17 protein-coding genes are annotated in these 14,823 nt (G+C 50.7%); 12 read left to right on the top strand and 5 right to left on the bottom strand.

Annotated features, from left to right (window positions below):
* Positions 1 to 19: 19 nt before the first annotated feature.
* Positions 20 to 754 carry a HugZ family pyridoxamine 5'-phosphate oxidase gene (locus RYZ26_RS02270; protein ID WP_317681517.1) on the bottom strand — a complete coding sequence of 245 codons (735 nt, stop codon included), beginning with the start codon at positions 752 to 754 and terminating at the stop codon, positions 20 to 22.
* A 146-nt stretch (positions 755 to 900) separates the two neighbouring features.
* On the opposite strand from RYZ26_RS02270, the gene RYZ26_RS02265 reads away from it, so the two are divergent.
* The 8 genes from RYZ26_RS02265 to RYZ26_RS02230 all read left to right on the top strand — a co-directional run bounded on the left by RYZ26_RS02265 (position 901) and on the right by RYZ26_RS02230 (position 7,875).
* The gene (locus RYZ26_RS02265) at positions 901 to 1,614 is read left to right on the top strand and encodes a response regulator transcription factor (RefSeq protein WP_317681516.1); all 714 of its coding nucleotides are present in this window, start codon (positions 901 to 903) and stop codon (positions 1,612 to 1,614) included.
* Between the two features lie 21 nt (positions 1,615 to 1,635).
* On the top strand, positions 1,636 to 3,243 hold the full coding sequence (locus RYZ26_RS02260; protein WP_317681515.1) for a stimulus-sensing domain-containing protein: 1,608 nt from the start codon (positions 1,636 to 1,638) through the stop codon (positions 3,241 to 3,243).
* Positions 3,240 to 3,674, top strand: coding sequence for an HPr kinase/phosphorylase (locus tag RYZ26_RS02255; RefSeq protein ID WP_317681514.1), 435 nt, complete (start codon positions 3,240 to 3,242; stop codon positions 3,672 to 3,674). Before RYZ26_RS02260 ends, RYZ26_RS02255 begins: the two co-directional genes overlap by 4 nt.
* Positions 3,671 to 4,522 (top strand): RNase adapter RapZ, encoded by an 852-nt coding sequence (gene rapZ, locus RYZ26_RS02250; protein ID WP_317681513.1) that lies wholly within the window; start codon positions 3,671 to 3,673, stop codon positions 4,520 to 4,522. The genes RYZ26_RS02255 and rapZ overlap by 4 nt, the downstream gene beginning before the upstream one ends.
* Positions 4,523 to 4,572: 50 nt before the next feature.
* Positions 4,573 to 4,974, top strand: coding sequence for a PTS sugar transporter subunit IIA (locus RYZ26_RS02245; protein ID WP_317681512.1), 402 nt, complete (start codon positions 4,573 to 4,575; stop codon positions 4,972 to 4,974).
* A gap of 11 nt (positions 4,975 to 4,985) precedes the next feature.
* Positions 4,986 to 5,264, top strand: coding sequence for an HPr family phosphocarrier protein (locus tag RYZ26_RS02240; protein WP_317681511.1), 279 nt, complete (start codon positions 4,986 to 4,988; stop codon positions 5,262 to 5,264).
* Entirely contained in the window at positions 5,251 to 6,999 is a 1,749-nt protein-coding gene (gene ptsP, locus RYZ26_RS02235) for a phosphoenolpyruvate--protein phosphotransferase (RefSeq protein ID WP_317681510.1), read from the top strand. Before RYZ26_RS02240 ends, ptsP begins: the two co-directional genes overlap by 14 nt.
* Before the next feature lie 147 nt (positions 7,000 to 7,146).
* Positions 7,147 to 7,875: a substrate-binding periplasmic protein gene (locus tag RYZ26_RS02230; protein WP_317681509.1), complete on the top strand. Its 729-nt coding sequence runs from the start codon at positions 7,147 to 7,149 to the stop codon at positions 7,873 to 7,875.
* Here the strand turns inward: RYZ26_RS02230 and uvrC are convergent, their stop codons facing one another.
* A complete protein-coding gene (uvrC, locus tag RYZ26_RS02225; protein ID WP_317681563.1) occupies positions 7,876 to 9,696 on the bottom strand; it encodes an excinuclease ABC subunit UvrC in 1,821 nt (606 codons plus the stop codon).
* Between the two features lie 189 nt (positions 9,697 to 9,885).
* Between uvrC and RYZ26_RS02220 the strand changes: the two genes are divergently transcribed.
* The 4 genes from RYZ26_RS02220 to RYZ26_RS02205 all read left to right on the top strand — a co-directional run bounded on the left by RYZ26_RS02220 (position 9,886) and on the right by RYZ26_RS02205 (position 13,591).
* A complete protein-coding gene (locus RYZ26_RS02220; protein WP_317681508.1) occupies positions 9,886 to 10,977 on the top strand; it encodes a DUF2125 domain-containing protein in 1,092 nt (363 codons plus the stop codon).
* 78 nt (positions 10,978 to 11,055) lie between these two features.
* Positions 11,056 to 12,417 carry an aminotransferase gene (locus tag RYZ26_RS02215; protein WP_317681507.1) on the top strand — a complete coding sequence of 454 codons (1,362 nt, stop codon included), beginning with the start codon at positions 11,056 to 11,058 and terminating at the stop codon, positions 12,415 to 12,417.
* Positions 12,418 to 13,116 carry an aspartate/glutamate racemase family protein gene (locus RYZ26_RS02210; RefSeq protein ID WP_317681506.1) on the top strand — a complete coding sequence of 233 codons (699 nt, stop codon included), beginning with the start codon at positions 12,418 to 12,420 and terminating at the stop codon, positions 13,114 to 13,116.
* Entirely contained in the window at positions 13,109 to 13,591 is a 483-nt protein-coding gene (locus RYZ26_RS02205; RefSeq protein WP_317681505.1) for a cupin domain-containing protein, read from the top strand. The genes RYZ26_RS02210 and RYZ26_RS02205 overlap by 8 nt, the downstream gene beginning before the upstream one ends.
* A gap of 9 nt (positions 13,592 to 13,600) precedes the next feature.
* Here RYZ26_RS02205 and RYZ26_RS02200 read toward each other — a convergent pair whose 3' ends face one another.
* The 3 genes from RYZ26_RS02200 to RYZ26_RS02190 are packed head-to-tail and all read right to left on the bottom strand — an operon-like array spanning position 13,601 to position 14,823.
* Positions 13,601 to 13,948 (bottom strand): Hpt domain-containing protein, encoded by a 348-nt coding sequence (locus RYZ26_RS02200; RefSeq protein WP_317681504.1) that lies wholly within the window; start codon positions 13,946 to 13,948, stop codon positions 13,601 to 13,603.
* A gap of 52 nt (positions 13,949 to 14,000) precedes the next feature.
* The gene (locus RYZ26_RS02195; RefSeq protein ID WP_317681503.1) at positions 14,001 to 14,435 is read right to left on the bottom strand and encodes a hypothetical protein; all 435 of its coding nucleotides are present in this window, start codon (positions 14,433 to 14,435) and stop codon (positions 14,001 to 14,003) included.
* Positions 14,419 to 14,823: a hypothetical protein gene (locus RYZ26_RS02190; RefSeq protein WP_317681502.1), complete on the bottom strand. Its 405-nt coding sequence runs from the start codon at positions 14,821 to 14,823 to the stop codon at positions 14,419 to 14,421. The genes RYZ26_RS02195 and RYZ26_RS02190 overlap by 17 nt, the downstream gene beginning before the upstream one ends.

Here is a 14,823-nt window from a genome sequence, read left to right as displayed (position 1 = left end):
TTTTTTTGCAACTAAGAATTTAGGCACATATTTCGGCTGCTAAATTCAGCATTTCTTCTGGAGTTTTAAGCGGATTTTCAAAAGGATAGCGCAGGGTTTTAGAGGCCAGTTTCAGAACCATCCCATCAGCGTCAATACGCAACAGTTGCCAATTCTTCCCCCGTTGTTTGAGTAATTTTGTTGCGCAAATACGGGCAAGGTCGGGGAAATCGGCATTCAAATGCGTAATTAATTCCCCCTGCAGTTTAAAAAAGTTCAAGGAAGCTGCGGAGTCGCCCATATAGATTTCCCGTTCAACCCAAATTGCCCGGCCAAAACCGCCCACATAGTGCGCCTTTTCGACGTTCAGGCGATAAAAATTAAAATCACCAAAAGCTGCATACATTTTAGCCGATGGATGCTGCTGCAAAAATAATGTGCAAATTTCGTCATCCGTGATTTTTTCCACCCTCCCAACCAGGGTGACGCGAGGTCCAGCTTGCGGGTTTGAAAGGTGCGAGGCTTGTTCGCACAGAAACGAGACACCATCATCGATAGCGATATTCTGGGTGTGATCTGCCAGATCGGAAAACAGAAAAATCGGTTGCCCAAAAGCATCAGTGGCGAAAGCGCAAAAAGACACATAAGGCGTCTGTGCCTCCCGATCCATAGTCGCCAGCGCCCCGCTTTGACAGGCACGTGCGATCTTGCGGCATTCAAACCCAACATCGATGCCATCCAGATTTGCACGTCTCTGTTTTTCGATATCGCTCACGGCTATCCTCATGCTTGATCTTTAAATAATTGTCAGAAATCCTACATCTTTTACAACGGCATCGCATCTGGAAACTTGAACCATTTTTGCTGCAATGCTATCGCTTAAACAGAAACGTTTTTAATGACTGACCCAGGATAAATCTCGTGGCACATACGATTGCACTTGTGGATGATGATCGCAATATCATCACTTCTGTTTCCATCCTTCTTGAAGCCGAAGGCTATAGCGTTCGCACGTACCGCGACGGGGAAGAAGGCCTCGCCGGGATCATGAATAATCCACCGGACCTTGTGGTTTTGGACATCAAAATGCCACGTATGGATGGCATGGAAATGCTGGGACAGTTGCGCAAAGAAAGCCAGGTTCCGGTGATCTTTCTGACGTCAAAGGATGATGAGATTGACGAGCTTTTGGGCCTGCGCATGGGCGCAGATGACTTTATCCGCAAGCCCTTTTCCCAGCGGCTATTGCTGGAACGTATCCGCGTCCTAATCCGTCGTCAGGATGCCATGCGTCAGGACAAGAACAATTCCAACAACTCAGAAGATGTCATGCAGCGCGGACCGCTTTTGCTGGATGCAGGACGTCATCTGTGTGCCTGGAAAAAGGAACATGTCAATCTGACTGTAACTGAATTCCTGATCGTTGAATCGCTGGCACGCCACCCCGGTCACGTGAAAAGCCGCGATCAGTTGATTGATGCAGCTTACGGCGAACATATCTATGTGGATGATCGCACCATCGACAGCCATATCAAACGGGTGCGCAAGAAATTCAAACTGGTGGATAATGACTTCAACCAGATCGAAACCCTCTATGGTGTGGGCTATCGCTATAAGGAGACCGTAGAGTCCTAAGACGGGCTTTACCACATTGAAATGAACCTTCCCCTTAGCAATCGTTCTACCCGCATGTTCTCCCCCATAACGTTGCGTATTCTGGCCGTGAATATGCTGGCCCTTGGTATTCTTGTGGTCGGCATCCTTTATCTGGGGGAATATCGTCGCGGCCTGATCCTTTCAGAAATCACAAGCCTTGAAACACAGGGCGAGATGTTTGCCGCAGCCCTGGGTGAAGGCGCCTCTGCCAGTCACATCAATGAAAACAAGCAACTGGTCTTCAGTGCCGCGCGCCAAATGGTGCGCCGCCTGGTGCAGAAAGGCACCCGTGCCCGTCTGTTCGCCCTGGATGGATCGCTGATGGCTGATAGTGGGGAATTGATCCGAAGGTCGGCTGAAAATTCCATCCATGCCGATGAAAGCCTGATTGAAAAAGGCCTGCGTCTGGCACAGGAGTTTAGCTCCCGTGTGATTTTTGGTGAAGAAGACCTGCCGCTTTATATCGACCCGCCCATCCAGCGTGCCCAGCATTTCCCCGAAGCCGTCATGGCCTTGCAAGGTGAATATAGCGGCATGATCCGCGAAACGGTTGATGGTGGCATCATGACCAGTGTAGCTGTCCCTGTGACGCGCGAAGACCACGTGCTGGGGGCCTTGCTACTGTCCAAGGGATCAGAAGATATCGAAGCCGCCTTGTTTGACGTGCGCATCCATATCTTCAAAGTCTTTTTGATCTCATTTGCTGTGACCATCCTGCTGTCGCTTTATTTCGCCGGAACCATCGCCCGGCCATTGCGCAAGCTGTCCAAAGCTGCCCATACCATGCGCAAAGGGATGAACCAGCGTGATGAAATCCCGGATCTGACAAACCGCAAAGATGAAATCGGCGACCTGTCCCTTGCCATGCGCCAGATGACAGACGCGCTTTGGCACCGGATGGATGCAATTGAAAGCTTCGCTGCTGATGTTTCCCACGAATTGAAAAATCCACTAACGTCAATGCGCAGTGCGGTTGAAACAGCCGCGCGCGTGGATAACCCGGATGCGCAAAAACGACTGATGGATATTATCCAGCATGATGTGTCACGCTTGGATCGACTGATCAGTGACATTTCCGAAGCATCTCGCGTCGATGCTGAAATGTCGCGGGCGAAATCAGAAACCGTCGACCTGCATGCCATGCTCAACACCCTGGTTGATATTCACCAGACCCCACTGGAAGCAGACGGCAAAACCTCAAGCGCCCCACAGTTGGTGCTGAAAACAGATGGCGGGACAAACTTCAAAGTCGCAGGCATGGAAAGCCGCTTGGTCCAGGTCTTCCAGAACCTGATTGGTAATGCGGTCACCTTCTCGCCGGAAGGCGGGACCATTACCTTGTCGGCCAAACTGGAAAACAGCATCGTTACCATTGCTGTAGAAGATGAAGGACCAGGCATTCCGCCTGGCAATGAAGAAAAAATCTTTAAGCGGTTTTATACAGAACGCCCCGAAGCAGACGAATTCGGCAACCATTCCGGTCTGGGGCTTGCCATTTCCAAACAAATCATCGAAGCCCATGGCGGCACCATTGCTGCACAAAATATCATGGGTCCGAACAACACCATTAAAGGGGCACGTTTTAGCGTCGCCATGCCAATTACATGAGCCAACTTCACGCCACAGCCATCGCCGTTGACCAACAAGGTATCCTTTTGCGCGGCCCAAGCGGGGCGGGTAAATCCGACCTTGCCCTGCGCCTGATTGAACAAGGCGCCCAACTGATCAGCGACGACCGGGTCGAAGTCATGAAAAAGGGGGCAGACCTGATCGCCTTTGCGCCCCCCACCATCGCAGGTCTTTTTGAAGTGCGCCATCTGGGTATCATCAAGCTGCAACATTTGGATGCTACAGCTATCAAACTGGTAATTGATCTGTCGTCAGCACAAGAACTGGAACGCATGCCAGAAGACGAAACAACAGAAATTGACGACGTAACCTTACCTGTCGTGCGCCTCAATCCCTTTGAAGCAAGTGCAGCGGCCAAGGTCTCCCTCGCACTTGCGGTGAAACTGGGACACATTGAACGGGTTGAATGATGCAGAAAATCTTAATCGTAACAGGCCTGTCCGGTGCCGGGATCACAACCAGCCTGAAAATCCTGGAAGATATGGGCTATGAAACCATCGACGGGGTGCCGCTGTCCCTGTTGCCGCAACTGGTTGGCAGCGACAAGCCCATGGCTGTCGGCATCGACATCCGCACCCGCGGCTTTGGTGTTGATCCGTTACTGGTGGAACTGGATAAAATCAAAGAAGATAAAGCCCTTGATCTGTCTGTCGTCTTTCTGGATTGCGAAGATGAAATCATTGAACGCCGTTATGTAGAAACACGACATCGCCACCCGCTTGCTGATGAACGTCCGGTATCAGACGGCATTCGACACGAACGCCAAATTCTTGCACCGCTGCAGGATCGCTGCGATCTGGTGATCGATACCACCAATATGGCGATCAAGGACTGCAAGCGTATTTTGCAGGGTCATTTTTCGTTAGATGACAAAAAACCGCTGAGCATTTTTGTGACGTCTTTTTCCTTCAAAAAAGGAATCCCGCGCGAAGCTGATCTGGTGTTTGACGTGCGTTTCCTGCGCAATCCCTATTATGACCAGTCTTTGCGTGCCCTGACAGGCGAAGACGATAAAGTCGGGGCATATGTCAGCAAGGATGAAGGGTTCGACAGCTTTTTTAAGAATTTAAAAACCCTTATTCAACCTTTGCTTCCGCGCTACGCCGCAGAAGGCAAAAGTTACCTGACCATTGCCATTGGCTGTACAGGCGGGCAACACAGATCAGTTTTCATTGCCCGAAAACTCAATGAATGGCTGGAAAAAATCGGGGAAAATGCGCAATTGCAACATCGTGAGTTGACGAAAAGCTCTCACTGAACCAAGATAGCCAGCTTACAATTTTATGACGACCTAGGGGAAGAGAACGAATGATCGGTATGGTGCTGGTTACGCACGGACGTCTCGCTGATGAACTTATTGCTGCGCTAGAGCATGTTGTCGGCCCACAAGAAAATGTCTCATCTGTCTGTATTGGACCGGATGATGATATGGAACAACGCAGAAGCGACATTCTGGAACAAGTCTCCAACTGTGACAGCGGCGACGGTGTTATTCTCCTGACCGACATGTTCGGCGGGACTCCTTCCAACCTTGCGATTTCCATCATGGATAAAGCCACGGTCGAAGTCATCGCCGGGGTCAACCTGCCCATGCTGGTGAAACTGGCAAGTGTGCGTAAAAACGAAAGTCTTGCAGAAACGGCCGCACAGGGTCAGGACGCAGGTCGCAAATATATCAACATCGCCTCACATCTGCTGGGCCAAGACTAAGTACCAAATCTATGACGACTCCCCTTTCCCAGACCTTGGAAATCCAGAACCAGCGCGGCCTGCATGCCCGCGCAGCTGCCAAATTTGTCAAAACCGTTGCCGAATATGAAGGCACGACCATTCTTGTCTCCAAAGGCGGACAGGAAGTTTCCGGCAATTCCATCATGGGCCTTTTGATGCTGGCAGCTTCCATCGGCACCTCGATTGATGTCAAAACCGACGGGCCACGTGCCGAAGAAGCCATGGATGCCATTGCAACATTGGTAAATGATAAATTTGGCGAAGACTAAATCAGAACAAATCCTTGTGGGCCTTGGTGTTGCCCCGGGCATTGGATTTGGTGTCGCCCAGGTCCGTGAAAACGGATCTGTGGATATCGCTGAATATTTCATCAGGGAAGATGAGATTCAAAACGAAATCCAACGTTTTGAAGAAGCACTGAACCAGTCCATTGACCAGCTGGAAGCCCTGAAAGCCAAATCCAAAGGCTTGCCGGATGCGGCCGCTGAAGAACTTGGCTTCATGCTGGATGCGCATGTCCATATGCTCAAAGGGTCGCGCCTTGTGCGCGGGATTGAAACCTATATCCAGAACAATGCGGTCAATGCGGAAAGTTCTGTTCAGCATGTACTGCAAGAAATCGTGCAGGGTTTCAAAGCGCTTGATGATGCCTATATTGCATCACGTCAGTCAGATATCCATCAGGTCGCTGAACGTATTTTACGCAACCTCAGCAACACCGCCCCGCCCTTGCTACAGGACCTGGATAAAGATGCCATCGTCATCGCCGAAGAACTGACACCTGCAGATACGGCGCTGATGCACCCGGATACGGTTTTTGGTTTCTGTACTGCCCTTGGCGGACCGGAAAGCCACACCGCCATTATGGCACGTGCCCTTGGCATTCCGGCGGTCTTGGGAATTGCAGGTATTCTGGGCAAAGTATCCAACGGCGATGCACTGATCATTGATGGCACAGCCGGAAAGATCATCATTAATCCGACCCAGAAAACAAAAAACCATTATCAGGCCCTTGCCAAAACCAATCAGGAAAACCTAGCCGAACTAAATCATTTGCGTGACCGCCAGGCCATTACCAACGACGGGCTGAAAGTCAGCCTGATGGCGAACGTTGAACTGCCTTTAGAAGTCGATCTGGTCAAGAAAAATGGTGGAGAAGGCATTGGCCTGCTGCGCAGTGAATTCATGTATATGAACTGCGAAGATTTGCCCAGTGAAGAAGACCAGTATCAAACCTTCAAATCTTTGGTCACCGCCATGGACGGCAAGCCCGTCACTGTGCGCACGCTTGATATCGGCGGGGAAAAGACGGCGCGTTCCCTGATCGAAGATTTTGGCGATAGCATCTGTTCGCCTCTTGGTATGCGTGGTATTCGTCTGTCGCTGAACCGTCCGGACCTGCTGGAAACCCAATATCGCGCCATTTTGCGCGCGGCTGTTCATGGACCCATCCGTATTCTGCTGCCCATGGTCACCAGCGTGAATGATGTGCGCCAAGCCCGGCGTATCCTGCATAGTGTGGCGCATCGCATGCGCAATGACGGCATTGACCTGCCAGAATATCTTCCGCCCCTTGGTGCCATGATTGAAGTCCCCGGTGCTGCTTTGGCGGCGGACAGCCTCGCCCAGGTCTGTGAATTTTTCGCCATCGGATCGAACGATCTGACCATGTATACACTCGCCACCGACCGGGCCGATGAAACGGTTGCCCATCTTTATGAACCGCTGCACCCCGCTGTGCTGCGCTTGATCCAGTTTACCACTCAGGCGGCGAAGAAAAACAACATCCCCATCAGTGTCTGCGGGGAAATTGCGGGTAATCCAAAGTATACCGGGCTACTGATTGGGCTGGGCATCCGTGACCTTTCCATGGGGGCGTCCAGCATCCCCTGGGTGAAACAACGCCTTCTGGAAATGGATGGTACGGTTGAAACCGCGCGGGCCACAGAAATCATGGAACAAACCGACAGCGAACGTATCGGCATGCTGCTTGATAAAAACTGATCCGCCTTTTACGTATTTGCCCTAATAGACGCGCATATAAGATCAGTTCATACATTTTAAGTCATGTTATTTCGTGTTTTATCCATCCCTGGTTTTCACGTCATGATATAGATGAGTTCCTTTCTTCATCAATTTCGTGCGTTTATGATGTCCAAAATAATAAACATATTCGTTATTGGATTATTCCTGGTCGGTTTTTCCTCAGAAAGCCAGGCACAGGATAACGCGCAATCAGTCAAAGTTGCCGTCCCGCACATCAGCCAACTGGTGAAAAGATCAGACACAAATGGCTGGCATGGTCCCTTGATTGAGGCTTTAAACAAAATCGAATCGCACGCTGGGCTCACCTTTGAAAAAAGGGTCGTTCCCTTTAAACGCGCTGTTGCCATGACCAAAGAAGGGGCGGCCGACTTCGGTGTCTTTATGGAAAGCCCGAAACGTAACCAGATGGCCATGCCAGTTCTAAAAATCGGGGATGCGGTTTATGTGGTGGTCTCTTTAAAAGAAACGCCGATCACCTCCCTTGATCAATTATCGGGTAAGACCATCGCGCGCATCCGTGGTGGTGCCGGGATCAAATCGTTATCGGCCATTCCTGATTTGCACTACCATCAATTCAATAAACATGAAGACGGCATGCGCCTGTTGTTGGGTAAACGGGTTGATGCCCTGGTGACAGCCGATTTCCGCGTTCTGGAATCCATTGAAACACTGAAACTGTCTATTGATTCTTTTGCCAAAACAGTTCCCATTGAAAAACGTGAACTCTGGCTCTATTGGTCATGGAAATCCAAGGTGGATTTCAATCACATCCGCACCATCAAACAAACCCCGGATGTCCAGCTGGACTTCACCTCCGGACATGGCCTCTTTTAATTATTCATGAAAATGATCGTAGATGGTCTTGGCGATGGACTTGCTGATGCCATCGACATTTTCCAAGTCCGTTAACCCGGCCTGGGCCACGGCCTTTGCTGACCCAAAGTGATGCAGCAAAGCTTTTTTACGTTTTGCCCCGATCCCACCGATATTATCCAGAATGGACTGTTTCACTGCCTTACCGCGCTTGGCCCGATGTGTGCCGATGGCAAAACGATGGGCTTCATCGCGCAGGCGTTGGATGAAATGGTTCACAGGATCCGTATGACCCAACTGGAACGGGTCCTGGCCCGGCACCACAATTTTATCAAACCCGGCATTTCGATCCGGCCCTTTTGAAATCCCGGCCAGTGTCACATCATCAATGCCCAGTTCTTCAAAAACCTCAACCGCCACATTCAATTGCCCCATGCCGCCATCAACAATGATCAGGTCCGGCCATTGTCCCTTTTCCTTATCCGGGTCTTCTTTCATGGCACGGGTCAATCGTCGGCTCAGGACTTCGCGCATCATGGCGTAATCATCATCGCTTTGCGCCGTCTTGATGTTGAATTTACGATAGGCGTTCTTGATAAACCCTTCCGGCCCGGCAGCAATCATCGCCCCGACCGAATTGGTCCCTTGGGTGTGGGAGTTATCGTAGACTTCAACCCGTTCCGGCATATTTTCCATCTGCAGAACGCGCGCCAGCTCTTTCAACAGTTTGCGTTGGGAGGCACTTTCCGCCATGCGACGGCTTAAGGCTTCACGAGCATTGTTCAGCGCATGCGAAATCAGCTTGGTTTTATCGCCCCGCTTCGGGCACTGTACCTGCACTTTGCGTTCTGCCTTCACGCTTAAGGCTTCCTGCAAAATGGCAAGTCCGGTCAGATCGTGACTGACCAAGATGTTCTTGGGCGGATGCTTATCCGCATAGAACTGCCCCATGAAAGCTTCGATAATATCCGGCAGTTCTTCTTTCGATCCGTGGCTGGGATAATAAGCCCGGTTACCAAAATTGGCCCCGGCGCGGAAGAAAAACACCTGCACACAGGTTTGTCCGCCTTCCTGATATCCGGCGATCACATCAGCTTCTTCCAGACCGGCCACATTGATATCCTGCTTTTGTTGAATGCGCGCCATGGCGTTGATGCGATCACGATACATGGCGGCTTCTTCGAATTCCAATTCCTCACTGGCAATCGCCATTTTCTCGGCCAGTTCTTCCTGCAAGCCTTTGCTATCGCCACGCAGAAAACGTTCAGCCTCTTTCACCAGTACGCCATATTCCTTTTGCGAAATCCGATCCACGCAAGGTGCACTGCAACGTTTGATCTGATACTGCAAACAAGGACGCGTGCGCGCAGAAAAGATACTGTCCGAACAAGGACGCAACAGGAAGGCACGCTGTAAGGTATTCAACGTTTCATTCACCGCCCAGGCCGAGGCAAAGGGGCCAAAATATTTGCCTTTCCGGTTCTTGGCCCCGCGATGTTTCAGCACTTGCGGAAAGTCATGATCCCCCGTTACCAAAATCATCGGAAAGGATTTGTCGTCACGCAGCAGAATATTATAGCGCGGCTTCAGCTTCTTGATCAGATTGGCTTCTAAAAGCAACGCTTCAGCTTCGGTATGGGTGGTGATGAATTCCATGGCATGGGTTTCCGACACCATGCGCTGAATACGGATGGTCAGGCGCTGCGGCGTGGTGTAATTCGCCACCCGTTTATTCAGGTATTTGGCCTTGCCCACATAAAGCACATCGCCCTTTTCATTGAACATGCGATAGACGCCAGGCTTGGCTTCCAGCGTCTTGAGATAGCCCTTGATGACCTCCATCCCGCGAATGAGCGAGCCTTTGGGCGCACTTGTCGGGATTTCCAGACCGCTTTTCTGTTCATGGCGAATTTCATTCATGCTTGTTATTTGGAACATCTATTTACATTCGTCAACCAATGTTCATTGGCGGATGGATAAATGTCGGTTATAACATCTAAAAATTTCTTTCAGCGAAGAGCTTTAGCACCCATGGCGCGCGTCCCCCATCCCATCAAAAAACACCCGGCAATGACCTATAAGGAACCATTGCTCGTACGTGCGGGACGTTATTCCATGACCGGTTTGCTGATCCTGACCGTCCTGATCGTTCTTTACGTGATCGCATGGTTTGTCACCTCCATGAGCTTGCGCTCTGGCGTGCAGGACTGGTTTGAAGCACGAAAGGCGGAAGGGTACCTTGCAAGCTTTGATGAAAAGAAAGCCCGTATCAGCGGCTTTCCCTTTAGTGTCAAAGCGACCTTAAGCGGCGTCACCTTTGCCCCGCCTAAAGACGATCAGGGCAAACGCCCATGGATCTGGTCCCATCGCACGGTTGATTTCTCGGTTGTGCCTTTGCCGTGGTCTCTGCGCACCTTGAAGATTAACCTCGCCAAACAACAGAGTTTCCGTTCCGGCAAAGTCAGCTTCAACGGAACAGCGAAAGAATTCAATATTGAACTGGACTGGATGTCTGACGGATTGCCAGATCATCTGGACGTTAAGGTAAAAGACCTGAACCTGGAACCACAGACAACAGGGCGCGGCTTTGTTATCAAAGACTTCAGCCTAGGCGGTGAGCGCCTTTCCAGCGGCAATTATGATTATAACCTCCAAGGATCAAATATCACCCTGCCTGTCAGCATTGCGGGGCTGGGGCGTAAACTGGATGAAGTGGTTTTGCGCGGCTATTTCGATCAGAATTTTGCCCAGTCCGGACTTACAACAAACGATCTTGAAACATGGCGCGATGCAGGTGGCACACTGGAAGCCAAACGTGTTCAGCTGTCTTATGGAACCTTGTCTTTACAGGGGAATGGCACAATCGCCCTGGATGGAGAATTACAACCCGTCGGTGCCTTTACCGCCCGCATAAAAGGCTTCTTTGAAACGGTGGAGCGCATGCGCCGTGTCGGGATTATCCGTGGCCCCAACGCCAGTATGGCAAAAGTCGTTCTGGGTGGTCTCGCCAAACCTGCGACAAGTGGTGGTCCGTCAACCATCAGCCTCCCCCTGACCCTGCAGGATAAGGCCCTTTTTGCGGGACAGGTGCGCTTGGTAGAAATGCCCACAATTGAATGGTGACAATTCTCGGCTTGACGCTGTGCCCAGAATACCGTTTGATCAAATTAACAAGAACATTTCAAACGTCTGGATCAATCCATGTCCTTCAAGCCAAATTCCACCTCTGCCATTGATACGACCTATCATCTACACCCTTATACCAATCTGAAAGTTCATGAAGAACAAGGCCCTTTGGTGATCAGCCGGGGGGACGGTGTGCGCGTTTATGGTGAAGACGGCAAGGAATATATCGAAGGACTATCCGGTCTATGGTGTGCGTCGCTGGGTTTCAGTGAACCGCGTCTTGTGGCGGCTGCGCAAAAGCAGATGGAAACCCTGCCGTTTTATCACAGTTTCTCCAGCAAAGTGCCGGACATCACGGCCAAACTGTCGCAAAAGCTGGTCGAAGTGACACCAGAGGGACTAGACCGCGCGTTGTTCTGTAATTCAGGGTCTGAAGCCAACGATACCGCCATAAAGCTGGTCTGGTATTATAACAATGCACGCGGCAAGCCGGAAAAAAAGAAGATTATCGCGCGCAACAAAGCATATCACGGCGTCACCATTGCTGCTGGCAGCATGACCGGGCTGGCCTATGCCCAAAACGGGTTTGACCTGCCCGCGAGTGAACGCATCCTTCAGACCAACTGCCCGCATTATTATCGCTATGGCAAAGATGGGGAAAGCGAAGAAGACTTCGCCACCCGCATGGCTGAAGAACTGGAAGAGTTGATCATCGCAGAAGGCGCAGAGACCATCGGGGCGATGTTTGCAGAACCCATCCAGGGCGCGGGCGGTGTGATCCTGCCACCAAAAGATTACTTCCCGAAAATTCAGGCTGTTCTTAAGAAATACGATATCCTGTTAATCGCTGACGAAGTCATCTGTGGCTTTGGCCGTACAGGTAAAATGTTTGGATCTGAACTGCTGGGGGCAAAGCCGGACATGATGACACTGGCAAAACAGATGTCATCGGGCTATCTTCCCATATCAGCACTGATGGTTTCGGACCACCTTTATCAAACGGTGAAAGAACGCAGTCATGAACTGGGTGTCTTCGGTCATGGCCTGACCTATGGTGGGCATCCGGTGCCTTGCGCCGTTGCCCTTGAAGTGCTGAATATCTATGAAGAACGTGACATTTTGGGTCAGGTTAATGCCGTCAGTCCTTATTTTCAGGATCGCCTGCAATCCTATGCCAACCATCCGCTGGTCGGCGAAGTGCGTGGCGTCGGACTGATCGGGGCGCTTGAACTGTCAGCGGATAAAGCGACCAAAACACCGTTTGACCCGGCGCAAGCCATGGGACCAACGCTGGTTAAAAAATGTGAAAATCATGGTGTCATCCTGCGCGCCATGCCCGGTGACTGTATTGCCTTCTGTCCCCCACTGATCAGTGAACAGGGTGATCTGGAAGAACTCTTCAACCGCTTTGATAAAGCTTTGGCGGAGATGACATAAATGAAATGTATCGGCATGCTCGGCGGGATGAGCTGGGAATCTACACAAAGCTATTACAAAGGGCTGAACAAAGGGGTTAAGGACCGTCTGGGCGGCCTGCATTCCGCACGCATCAGCCTGCATAGTGTAGATTTTGCAGAGATTGAAAAACTGCAACACGCAGGGGATTGGGATAAAACTGCAAAAATCCTGACAGAAGCCGCCGTCGGTGTTGAAAAATCCGGTGCGGATTTCCTGATGATCTGCACCAACACCATGCATAAAGTGGCCCCTGCGATTGAAGAGGCCCTGACCATTCCGCTGTTGCATATTGCCGATGCGACGGGGCAGAAGCTTAAAGAAGACGGTATCAAACGTGTCGGTCTTTTGGGCACCAAGTTCACCATGGAACAGGATTTCTACAAAGGGTATCTGACCCAGCATCATGGGATTGAAGTCATGGTCCCAGATGAAGCCCAACGCGAATGGGTCCATCAGATCATTTATGATGAACTCTGCCTGGGTGAGATCAAGGAAGATTCCCGCAAACTTTACCTCGCCATCATCGAGGATATGGCCGAAGAAGGCTGTGAGGCGGTCATTCTGGGCTGCACCGAAATCGCATTGCTCGTGCAGCAGGATCAAACGGATGTACCCCTTTATGACACCACACAAATTCATGTAGAAAAAGCAATCGACTGGGCGCTAGACAATGGATAAATACATCATCAAAAAAGCAGAAATCGACGCGATGGAAGGGCTGCAAAAGACCCATTTCCTGAACGATAATGCCGTTCGCACAAATAAATCTTTAGGCGACCTGACAGGCCTTAAAGGTCTGGGCTTTCATATTATTGAGCTGGAACCGGGCCGGGAATCCACTGAATGCCATGTGCATTATTTTGAAGATGAATGTACTTACATTCTGGAAGGCACAGGCCAGGTCATTATTGATGAAGAACCCCACGATATCGGCCCCGGTGATTTTATTGGGTACCGCGCAGGCGGTCTGCCTCATACAATGGTGAATACAGGGAAAGAAACCTTAAAATGCATCGTGGTTGGTCAGCGTCTGGACCATGATGTGGCTGATTATACCCGTCTAAACAAACGGATTTTCCGCAACGAAGGCATGAGCTGGGACGTGGTCAATCACGACCAGATCCACAATCCCAAAAATGCGGGCAAGAAATAGAAGTTAAGATTATTTCCCGGCAATCCAGGCGTTCGCCGCAGCCAGACCTTCTTCCAGCAAAGCTGGAAGGGTGGGAACGATCGGTGCCACATCCGGGCCTTCGCCAGTAACAAGCTTGCGTTCAATAATCGCTGCATTTTCAGAAACGACTTTCAGACCAAGCGTACCGGAAGATGACTTCAGCGTATGAGCTTCCTTGCGCAATTCATCCATTTCACCCTGTGCCAGCAGGTCCTGCATGCGTGTTACACGTCCGCCTGCGTCATCGGCCAAATCACCGAGAAGCGTTTCAACAAGTTCGCTGCCCACTTGTTCGACCAATTCATTCAATGTGTCTTCGCAAAGAATATCCGACATCAACCTGTCTGCCCCATTTGTATGTTTTCCATACTATGAACCATAGGGCCAATTAATGCAATGTCGGTTTGTCAGTTTCTTCCTGCAGACCCGGCACCCGATCAAGGGGTGGCATCTGAATTTCAATAAAGGCTGTAGCCATCTTTTCAGGTTCCACATCATCCAGATGCAGGATCATGGCGCGACCAATTTGCAGCGATGCCGCCACCGCCCATTCCAGCTGGCTCAACGCATTTTGATCCCCATGAGCCTGAGCTTCTGGCAGGATGCGGTGCTGCAAAAATTGCGCAACCCCTGCAAAGCCGCGCGACGCCGCCTGCGCGCGACTTGCCAGCAAGGTAAAGGTACTGCCATGGTCCAATTGGTCTGCCGCTTGTGCCAGTTCTGCCATCATTGCATTGACTGTAACATCGCTTTTGTCCGTCTTGTTCGCGACAAAACGCAGAAACCCTGCGTAAAATTTGTAGTCTTTAGAAATTATCGTCATCGTCTAAATCGTCTTCATCATCTTCTATTTCGGTGCCGGGCAGTACGTTTGGCAAATCAAGCCAGTGCCAGTGACGGTAGGCCATTTCACGCGCACCTTCCAACTGATCCAGCAGGTCATCATCTTCCCCGCAGATGACATAACTGTCACCGTCTTCATTTTCAACCGCACAGGCCAGAAGCGTTTCCATCCCCATCGGCCCCTTTTCCACCTGGATCAGGGTGAATACCTCTTCATCCTCGCTATAGCCGCTGCCGTCGATATTCACAATCAAAATATAAGGGCCAACCTCAAACTGATCCTGAACGTCTTCACCTTCGCGATCAATAATGATATCGCGAATGCCAGCCAGCTTTTCAGCAACTTCTTCGATGTTCAATTCAGTCAT

This window comes from Terasakiella sediminum (assembly GCF_033100395.1).
Lineage (GTDB): Bacteria > Pseudomonadota > Alphaproteobacteria > Rhodospirillales > Terasakiellaceae > Terasakiella.
The sequence above is the reverse complement of the archived record's forward strand: the minus strand, read 5'-3'. Positions and strand labels throughout refer to the sequence as shown.

What these genes read in the sequence shown, in the direction of transcription:
- RYZ26_RS02240 (WP_317681511.1), top strand. Translation starts at nt 4,986, where the DNA reads ATGACGACTCCCCTTTCCCAGACCTTGGAAATCCAGAACCAGCGCGGC.
- RYZ26_RS02195 (WP_317681503.1), bottom strand. Translation starts at nt 14,435, where the DNA reads ATGACGATAATTTCTAAAGACTACAAATTTTACGCAGGGTTTCTGCGT.
- RYZ26_RS02255 (WP_317681514.1), top strand. Translation starts at nt 3,240, where the DNA reads ATGAGCCAACTTCACGCCACAGCCATCGCCGTTGACCAACAAGGTATC.
- RYZ26_RS02215 (WP_317681507.1), top strand. Translation starts at nt 11,056, where the DNA reads ATGTCCTTCAAGCCAAATTCCACCTCTGCCATTGATACGACCTATCAT.
- RYZ26_RS02205 (WP_317681505.1), top strand. Translation starts at nt 13,109, where the DNA reads ATGGATAAATACATCATCAAAAAAGCAGAAATCGACGCGATGGAAGGG.
- RYZ26_RS02210 (WP_317681506.1), top strand. Translation starts at nt 12,418, where the DNA reads ATGAAATGTATCGGCATGCTCGGCGGGATGAGCTGGGAATCTACACAA.
- RYZ26_RS02230 (WP_317681509.1), top strand. Translation starts at nt 7,147, where the DNA reads ATGTCCAAAATAATAAACATATTCGTTATTGGATTATTCCTGGTCGGT.
- uvrC (WP_317681563.1), bottom strand. Translation starts at nt 9,696, where the DNA reads ATGGAGGTCATCAAGGGCTATCTCAAGACGCTGGAAGCCAAGCCTGGC.
- RYZ26_RS02260 (WP_317681515.1), top strand. Translation starts at nt 1,636, where the DNA reads ATGAACCTTCCCCTTAGCAATCGTTCTACCCGCATGTTCTCCCCCATA.
- rapZ (WP_317681513.1), top strand. Translation starts at nt 3,671, where the DNA reads ATGATGCAGAAAATCTTAATCGTAACAGGCCTGTCCGGTGCCGGGATC.
- RYZ26_RS02200 (WP_317681504.1), bottom strand. Translation starts at nt 13,948, where the DNA reads ATGTCGGATATTCTTTGCGAAGACACATTGAATGAATTGGTCGAACAA.
- RYZ26_RS02220 (WP_317681508.1), top strand. Translation starts at nt 9,886, where the DNA reads ATGGCGCGCGTCCCCCATCCCATCAAAAAACACCCGGCAATGACCTAT.
- RYZ26_RS02245 (WP_317681512.1), top strand. Translation starts at nt 4,573, where the DNA reads ATGATCGGTATGGTGCTGGTTACGCACGGACGTCTCGCTGATGAACTT.
- RYZ26_RS02190 (WP_317681502.1), bottom strand. Translation starts at nt 14,823, where the DNA reads ATGACTGAATTGAACATCGAAGAAGTTGCTGAAAAGCTGGCTGGCATT.